General features: G+C 61.8%; 8 protein-coding genes. 3 read left to right on the top strand and 5 right to left on the bottom strand.

All coding sequences use genetic code 11. The features are described 5' to 3' along the window. Positions 1–2 precede the first annotated feature (2 nt). The 4 genes from uraH to HK26_RS02165 are packed head-to-tail and all read right to left on the bottom strand — an operon-like array spanning position 3 to position 3,190. Complete coding sequence (uraH, locus tag HK26_RS02150; protein ID WP_086638283.1) at positions 3–335, bottom strand: hydroxyisourate hydrolase; 333 nt, start codon at positions 333–335, stop codon at positions 3–5. Next, entirely contained in the window at positions 332–850 is a 519-nt protein-coding gene (gene uraD / locus HK26_RS02155) for a 2-oxo-4-hydroxy-4-carboxy-5-ureidoimidazoline decarboxylase (RefSeq protein WP_086638284.1), read from the bottom strand. The genes uraH and uraD overlap by 4 nt, the downstream gene beginning before the upstream one ends. After that, positions 847–1,743 carry an allantoinase PuuE gene (gene puuE, locus HK26_RS02160; protein ID WP_086638285.1) on the bottom strand — a complete coding sequence of 299 codons (897 nt, stop codon included), beginning with the start codon at positions 1,741–1,743 and terminating at the stop codon, positions 847–849. The genes uraD and puuE overlap by 4 nt, the downstream gene beginning before the upstream one ends. Positions 1,744–1,771: 28 nt before the next feature. Then, positions 1,772–3,190 carry an FAD-dependent oxidoreductase gene (locus HK26_RS02165; protein WP_086638286.1) on the bottom strand — a complete coding sequence of 473 codons (1,419 nt, stop codon included), beginning with the start codon at positions 3,188–3,190 and terminating at the stop codon, positions 1,772–1,774. 151 nt (positions 3,191–3,341) lie between these two features. Here HK26_RS02165 and HK26_RS02170 point away from each other — a divergent pair, with 151 nt between their 5' ends. Then, complete coding sequence (locus tag HK26_RS02170) at positions 3,342–4,244, top strand: LysR family transcriptional regulator (protein WP_086638287.1); 903 nt, start codon at positions 3,342–3,344, stop codon at positions 4,242–4,244. Between the two features lie 19 nt (positions 4,245–4,263). Beyond that, positions 4,264–5,595, top strand: a complete 1,332-nt coding sequence (guaD, locus tag HK26_RS02175) for a guanine deaminase (protein ID WP_086638288.1) — start codon at positions 4,264–4,266, stop codon at positions 5,593–5,595. Here the strand turns inward: guaD and HK26_RS02180 are convergent. Beyond that, entirely contained in the window at positions 5,592–7,184 is a 1,593-nt protein-coding gene (locus HK26_RS02180) for a gamma-glutamyltransferase family protein (RefSeq protein ID WP_086638299.1), read from the bottom strand. The two genes, guaD and HK26_RS02180, sit on opposite strands and share 4 nt — an antisense overlap. Positions 7,185–7,408: 224 nt before the next feature. Between HK26_RS02180 and HK26_RS02185 the strand changes: the two genes are divergently transcribed. Continuing rightward, positions 7,409–8,020 carry a nucleoside 2-deoxyribosyltransferase gene (locus HK26_RS02185; RefSeq protein ID WP_086638289.1) on the top strand — a complete coding sequence of 204 codons (612 nt, stop codon included), beginning with the start codon at positions 7,409–7,411 and terminating at the stop codon, positions 8,018–8,020. Positions 8,021–8,329 lie beyond the last annotated feature (309 nt).

Below are 8,329 nucleotides of genomic sequence, written 5' to 3' on the forward strand. Positions count from 1 at the left end.
ACTTAGCTCCCCCTGTAAGTCGAATAGGCGTATGGGGCGACCAGCAGGGGCACATGGGCATGCCCGCTGCCGCCAAGGCCAAAATGAATGGGTACACAGTCAAGGAACGGCGGGTCAGCCAGCGGTGTGCCCTGCTGGCGGAAATAGGCCGCCACCTCAAACTCAAGGCAGTATGCCCCAGCAGCAAGTTCCAGCGACCGCAGTGCAGGGCAACGGCCATCCGCGTCGGTCACACCTGTAAACAGTATGCCCTGCGCACCGCGCAGGCGCAGGGTTACGCCCTGTGCCGGACGCCCCGAAACCGTATTGAGAACATGGGTTGAAAGAGAGCTCATGCCACCACCTTATCGTGCAGACGTAACGCGGCTATGGCGTCAATCTGGTGCAGGGCCTCGGCCAGCTCGGCCTGGGGCGTGCTGGCAAGCCGCCGCTCCATGGCCTGAGCTATAACCTCTTTGGCATGCCCGCCAACCTTGCGCACGCAAATAACAAACGGCATGCCGAACTTTTGCGTGTACGCATCATTCAAAGCCCGAAAACGCGCGTATTCCTCTGGCGTTAACCGGTCCAGCCCTGCCCCGCCCTGCTCCTGCGCGGAGGCCGCTGTCAGCCCCGCGTCCACCCCAAGGCGATGCCCCAGCTCGGGGTGGGCACGCACAAGGGCGTACTGCTCGGCCTCACCCGCGCCATGCATGGCGGCTGAAAATGCCTGACACATAGCCCCAAGATCAGCAAAGGGGCGGCTGAGGGCAGCTTTTTGCGCAACCCAGGGGGAGTGCTCGTACACCCCGCCAAATGCCTCCACAAAGGCGGCCTGTGGCATGGTGTTGACGTCTGCCAGTGTAATCATGCGGGGTGGACCTTCTGCCAGTGGCGGGCAATATCGGCCCGGGTGGCAACCCACACATCCGTATGGGCGGCCACGTGCTCCAAAAACCGGGCAACAGCCAGCGCGCGCGCGGGTTTGCCAGCAAGGCGGCAGTGCAGACCGACAGACATCATACGCCCCCCTTCACGGTAGAGCATGTCAAACGTGTCCCGCAGGTAATGGAAGAACTGCTCACCTTCGGTAAAGCCGTTCAGGGCGGCAAACTTCATGTCATTCACGTCCAGCGTATAGGGTACCACAAGCTGGGGTTTACCGTATTGCCGGTCGTAATACGGCAGGTCATCGGCGTAGGAATCTGCATCGTATAAAAAACAGCCTTCCTCCACCACCAGCCGGGCGGTGTTGGGGCTGGTGCGCCCCTGATACCAGCCAAGGGGGGCGGCCCCCGTAACCTGCGTGTGCAGGGCTATGGCCTCGCGCATGTGGGCGCGCTCCACGTCCTCGGGCACATTCTGGTAATCTATCCAGCGCAGACCGTGGGTTGCAATCTCCCACCCGCTGGCCTGCATGGCGGCAACCACCTGCGGGTTGCGCGCCAGCGCCATAGCTACGCCAAAAACCGTAACTGGCAGGCCCGCACCCGCAAACAGGCGGTGCAGCCGCCAAAAGCCCGCACGGCTGCCGTATTCATACAGGCTTTCCATCTGCATGCAGCGCGCGCCTACAACGGAGCTTGTACCCACCATTTCGGACAAAAAGGCCTCGGACCCGCGATCCTTGTGCAAAATGCAGTTTTCTGCACCTTCCTCGTAATTAATCACGAACTGTACGGCTATGCGTGCGCCACCGGGCCACTGTGCATCGGGCGGGGCAGCGCCATAACCGATCATGTCACGCGGGTATGTCTGAGTCATTTTTATCCCGTTTTACGCTTGTTTTTTCTCAGGTCTGCTCTGGCGGATCAAAGCTGGTCAATTCATCCACATTATAGTCCAGCAGGCTTTGCAGGTGCAGTGCGCCGTCCTGCACAAACAGGCTGCGCCCGATGCAGGTGGTCAGTTTTTCCACCCCAAAGCGCATGCCGCTAATGGTTGCACCAGCAAGGCCCATGCTGGGCATGGCGGAAAATGTAAAGTTGTAGATGCACTGCATCATCGGGGCGAGCGGGTCGTTTGCATCGAGTGGTTGGAACTGGAACGCGTTGCTCAGGTACGGGTGGCTGCCCAGCAGAGCGCTCTGCTCATCGGCCGGGGCTTCAAACCGGTCTTTCCACAAGGCAATGCGGCTGGCCATACGTGCAAGCTCGGGCCGCTTGGTCAGGTCAATAATAAAGCCTGTACCGATAATGAGGAAGTCAAACGTCATCTCACCCTGCGGGGTGGTGACGACCACAGCGCCGTTTTCCTCCCGCGCGGCAGTCCATGGCGTGCCGGTGTGGTAAGCAAAATTGGTGTGCTTGCGGCACCGCCAGAACGTGTCCTGCGGGGGCGGCTGGTTCAGGTCATAAATCTTGTACATGAACCGCCAGCGCAGCAGGTCCGGCAGGTCGGCCAGATAGCTCAGAAAACCTGCGTTTTCCATCCAGCGGTACGGGTTGATGGTGGGGATCTGCTTACGGCGCAGGCACAGGTCCACGCTGGCGGCTCCGTGCTCCAGTGCGGTGGCGGCATTGTCAAAAGCCGAGGCCCCGGCACCCAGAACACCAATGCGCTTGCCGCGCAGGGACTCAAAATCAATCTGCTCGCAGGTATGGGCATACCGGCTTTTGGGCACCCCCTGGCTGATGAAGTCGGGCACATGCCACGCGCCACCCCCTTCTATACCCGTTGCCAGCACAACGCGGCGCGCCCACACCACCTGCTCGGCACCCCCGGCACAGTCAAAGGTCAGCCTGAGCAGACCGTCTTCCCATGCAATGTCGCTCAGCCGGTGTTCGTTGCGGACCGGCAGGTCCAGCACCGTGCGCAGCCAGACCAGATACTCCTGCCAGTCATGGCGGGAAATCTTGTCCAGATCACGCCATGCCTGCTCGCCATATTTTGCCTCAAACCAGGACTGGGGGGTCAGGCTGGGAATACCAAGGTCAGGCCCGACCACATGCTTGGGTGTGCGCAGGGTAATCATACGCGCAAAGGTCACCCACGGCCCTTCCTCCCCCTGTGGGGCCAGATCGAACACACAGGTGTTGGTCACCCCGCGCCGCCGCAGCCCGAAACACGTGGCAAGCCCGCCCTGCCCGCCACCAATAATGGCAACGTCAAGCACATCCTTGCCGTTGTGTTGGTGGGGAATACACCAGTTGCCCGAGGCAAACTGGATTTTGGCAAGGTCGTCCCGGACGCGTCTGTTAAGCTGTTCCATACCTGTTTATCAGTCCACGTTATGCGCATCGGGAATCCTGCGTGGTTCCTGATCGCGGCAAATAAAATCAGACTTACTGTTTCACACACGTATCGTTCTTGTATATGACTTAATTCAGCATGGTGCGTTCGCAAAAAGAGAGCAAAAGCTGATGCCCGTTTTTTCCCGCTTCTTGCGGTACTTTATGGCCGTTGCCCAGCATGGCTCGATCAGAAAAGCCTCTGACGAGCTGCATATTGCCGCCTCCGCCATAGACCGGCAGGTGTTGCAGGGCGAAAAAATTCTGGGCACCCAACTGTTCGAGCGCCTGCCATCGGGCCTGCGCCTGACCACGGCGGGGGAACTGCTGCTGACCTCCTGCCGCCGCTGGTCGCGGGACCTTAACGCCCTGCAAACCCAGCTTGATAACCTCAAGGGCCTGCGGCAGGGCTCCACGGATATTCTGATCCCCGACGCCCTGACCAAAGGCTTTTTGCCCACCCTGCTGGGCAGGCTGCGCCAGACGCACCCGGGCATTATGGTCAGCGTGCATGTGCGCAAAAGCCATGACATGGGGGAACTGCTGGTCAAGGGGCATGCGGATTTTGCGCTCATGTTCAACCCCGGCCACATGCGTGAGCTGAGTGTGCGCACCCACAAGGAAATTCCGCTCGGCTTCGTCTGCCTACCCTCCCACGAAATTGCGGACATGAAGGAGGCACGCTTCAGCCTTGCGGCCGAATACCCCATGATCATCCCCACCCCTCCGCTGGCCCTGTGGCGGCCCATTGGTGTGCTGGAGGCGGAAACAGGGGTCAAGGTCGCAACCGTGGCCAAGGCTGACAATATCCAGATGATCAAGTCCATGGTGCTCGAAGGGGCAGGCGTTGGTATTCTGAGTTATCTTGATGCCTATGACGAGGTGCAGAAGGGCCAACTGGCCTTTACCCCCATTGCCAACCGCAAGCTCCCCCCCCTGACACTGGCCCTGTGCGTGGACCGCTCCCGCCAGCTGTCCACTGCGGCACGGTTCATTATTACCGAGATTGAAAACTTTTTTGCCGACCAGTTCTAACGGCCCGAAAGCCCCCGCCATGCCCCACACCCCCGCCCGCCACGCCATACGAGGCAGCTACGTAACCTTCCGCGCGGACCCGTTTGCCGCCCCCGCAGCCGATGCGCTGGTGCTGGAGGAGGATGGACTGATCATTATGGAGCACGGGCGCATTACCCATTGCGGCCCCTATGCTCTTGTGCGCGCACATCTGGGGGAGAACACCCCCCTGACCCACTACCCCGACTGCCTGATCAGTGCGGGTTTTATAGACGCGCATGTGCACTACCCCCAGATTTCGGCCATTGCATCATGGGGGGAGCAGCTTCTGCCTTGGCTGGAGCAGTATATTTTCCCCACCGAGGCACAGTTCGCCAGCATGGACGTGGCCCGGCAGACCGCGCGGCTGTTCCTGTCCGAGCTGCTGCGCAACGGCACCACAACGGCTGCGGTGTACTGCACGGTGCACCCCCAGTCGGTCGATGCGTTTTTTGAGGAATCCGCACGCCTTGGCACCCGCATGATCGCGGGCAAGGTGCTGATGGACCGCAACTGCCCCCCCAACCTACAGGACACAGCCCAAAGCGGGTACGACCAGTCTGCCGCACTCATTGCGCGCTGGCATGGCACGGGCCGCCAGCTTTATGCCGTAACCCCGCGCTTTGCCATAACCAGCACCCCCGAACAGCTTGAACTGGCAGGCGACCTGCTACGCCGCACGCCGGGGCTGTACATGCAGACCCATCTGGCCGAAAATCTGGACGAAATAGCCGCCGTGCGCAGCCTGTTCCCCCACCACAGCTCCTATCTGGATGTGTATGCAAAAGCAGGGCTGGATGGGCCACGCGCCATATTCGGCCATGCCATCCACATGAGCGAGCATGACTTTGCCCATTGCCACCACTCCGGCTGCACACTTGTCCATTGCCCCACATCCAACCTGTTCCTCGGCAGTGGGGCCTTCCGCCTGTTTGATGCACTCAGGCCTGACCGCCCCGTGCATGTGGCATTAGGGACGGATATTGGGGCGGGTACATCACTCTCCCTGCTGGCCACAATGGGGGAGGCCTACAAGGTGTCTCTCATGGCGGGGGATACGCGTCTTTCTGCCGCACAAGCACTCTGGCTGGCAACGGCGGGGGCAGCACACGCCCTGCACCTGCATGACCGGATCGGCCATATTGCTCCGGGCATGGAGGCTGATCTGTGCGTCATGGACCCCCAAGCCACACCGCTTATGGCCCAGCGTAGCGCCCGCGCCACCACATTAGCCGAACGCCTGTTTACCCTGATGGTCCTGGGCGATGACCGGGCCATCCGCGCAACATGGGTCAATGGCAAAGTCGTGCATACCCGTGCAGAGGCGGCCTAAAACGCCGCCACGCATCCATCGCTCCGCGGGTCTGCCGCCCCCTCAAACAGGCCATTGGCATGGCGCACCACAGCGCCTGCGTGGCCCATCATGCTGGTAAAGGGGGCAACGCGCTCCACCTCATGCCCGGCCTGTTCCAACCGGGCCAGCACGCCTGCATCAAACCGGCTTTCGAGCTTGAGCGAATGGCTGTTGCTGCCCCATGTGCGCCCCAGCAGCCAGCGCGGCGCGGTGACGGCCTGCTGTATGGGCACACCAAACATGGCATAGCGTGTGAACACGGCAGCCTGTGTCTGCGGCTGGCCCTCGCCACCCATGGTGCCGTACACCATGACCCGACCATCATCAAACCGGGCCAGAGCGGGGTTGAGGGTATGGAACGGTTTGCGGCCGGGAACAAAGGCGTTCCACGCCCCTTCCTCCAGCTGGAAGGACGCCCCACGGTTCTGCCACAGCAGCCCTGTTTGCGGCAGAAACACACCGGACCCGAATTCAAAATACAGGCTCTGGATCATGCTGACAGCAACACCCGAGCGATCCACAGCCCCCATCCATGTTGTATCCCCCATCTGCGATGGAGCAGGCCATGGCATGGCGCGGTGGGGGTCAATGCTGGCGGCCATGGCACTCAGGCGGGCCTCATCATCAAGGAAACCCTGCGCGCTCTCAGTCATCCAGCGCGGGTCACCCACATGCGCGTTGCGGAAGAGGAAGGCATGTTTGGTCGCCTCCACCAGCGCATGCACATAGGCAAAGCCGTCCACCTCCTGCACTTTGAGTTTTTCAAACAGTTTGAGAATGGCAAGGGAGGCCACACCCTGTGTTGGCGGGGGGGCGTTATACACTTGTGCCCCCGCCACGCGCGCATGCAGGGCGGCGGGAGTGGCCACCGCGTGGTGGGCAAAGTCCTCCGCACGTAATGGGCTGCCCGCATGGGTCAGGTCATCAAGCAGCCTGCGCCCGACATCCCCGGTGTAAAAGCTCTCCAGCCCATTGTGGAGCAGGCTTTGCAAGGTCTCGGCCAATGCTGGGTTCTTGCGGATATCCCCCGCACGCGGCAGACACCCATCGGGCGCATATGCCGCGGCAAAATGGGGGTTACCCATGAGTTCGTCCTGTTTTTCAGCCAGCAGGGTGGCCTCGCTCAGGCTCAGGGCATAACCGTTTTTGGCATACCAGATGGCATCTTCAAGCACCGCATCCAGCGGTAGAGCAGGCTGGAGCGCCGCACTGCGCGCCAGTGCCGCCTGCCAGCCCGAGACGGTACCAGCCATGGTGTTGGCAGCCCATCCCCCGCGCCATGGCACGCTGGTATGCCCTGCCGCCGTGTAATCGGCAGCGCTGGCGTGCAGGGCAGCGGCCCCGCAGGCCTCCAGCACCTCCGTGCGCCCATCGGGGTAGGAGATCAGCCAGAACGCATCCCCCCCCATGCCGGTCATATGGGGGTAAACCGCGCACAATGTTGCGGCCATGGCGGTGACCGCCTCCAGCGCCGTGCCACCTTTTTTGAGGATCTCCAGACCACTCTGGCTGGCCAGATGGTGGGGGGATGTGACCATCCCACGGGTTGACTGAAAACTATGCAGCATGGTCCTGGGCGGCTCCCGCTCTGGTGTGGCCTGTATGACACCATACGATAGCCCGCTTTTGCGCCATCCCCCCCTAAACAAAAAAAGCACGCCCCCATTGCCACGGAGCGAACGGGCCAGAGCACCGCGCACACTCGCACCCACCCCACGGCCTTTGCGCCTGACAGAAGGCGCAAAATCTGACAACCATAACCCGGACACCACCGCCAGCAGGACCGCACGCCATGCCAGACCACGGACCACACCACCACCAGACCGAGCAACCCACGGCAGCCCAGCCTGCTGTTTATCTGGCAGGGCCAGGCGTCTTCCGCCCCGATGCACGCGCACACGGGGCAGCACTGGTGGCAAGCTGCGCCCGCGCGGGCCTGCGCGGCCTCTACCCGCTGGACGCAGCACTGGACCCGCAGGCCCATGCCAGCCCAAAAGCCCTTGCCACGGCCATTGCCCGCGCCAATATGGCGCTCATACGCCAAAGCTGCGGTGTTATTGCCGATCTGAGCCCATTCCGTGGCCCCAATGTGGATGACGGCACAGCGTTTGAAATCGGATATGCCCATGCCCTTGGCCTGCCCGTTTTTGGCTACGCCAGCACAGCCACCCCCATGGCCTCCTACCCCGAGCGCGTGCTGGCCTGCGGAGGCAGCATGGACAGGGTCCTGCGCGATGGCCACGCCACGCTGGTCGATGAAAACGCAATGGTGGTGGAAGATTTTGGGCTGCCCGTTAACCTGATGATTGCAACAGTCCTTGGTGATTGCGGCACCATTTTTTCCTCAGCTCAGGCGGCTATTATGGCGCTGGCGGCCTCTCTGGCCACACAGCGCACGGCCTGAGCAGCCACCCTGCCGGGCACTTTTATGTGCCTCTACCTCCTGTTTTGCCGCAGCAGGGGTAGCGCATGCACACACAACTCCCTTATGCTGGCCACCTGATCCGCCAGTTAAAACACACATCAGGAACATACAGCTTGAAACGTAGAGACCTGTTTGCGGCTTCTCTGGCAGCCGGAATGATGGGGGTTGCACGCCGGAGCTGGAGTGCTGCACCAGACGGGGCAGCCCCTCAGGCCGCCGCAGCCCTTGGCCGCACGGCCCTGCACGGCACCATCCCCCGGCTGGTGCCCATTCGCGCCCATGCCGACC

It is taken from the genome of Acetobacter okinawensis (genome assembly GCF_002153655.1).
GTDB lineage: Bacteria > Pseudomonadota > Alphaproteobacteria > Acetobacterales > Acetobacteraceae > Acetobacter > Acetobacter okinawensis_A.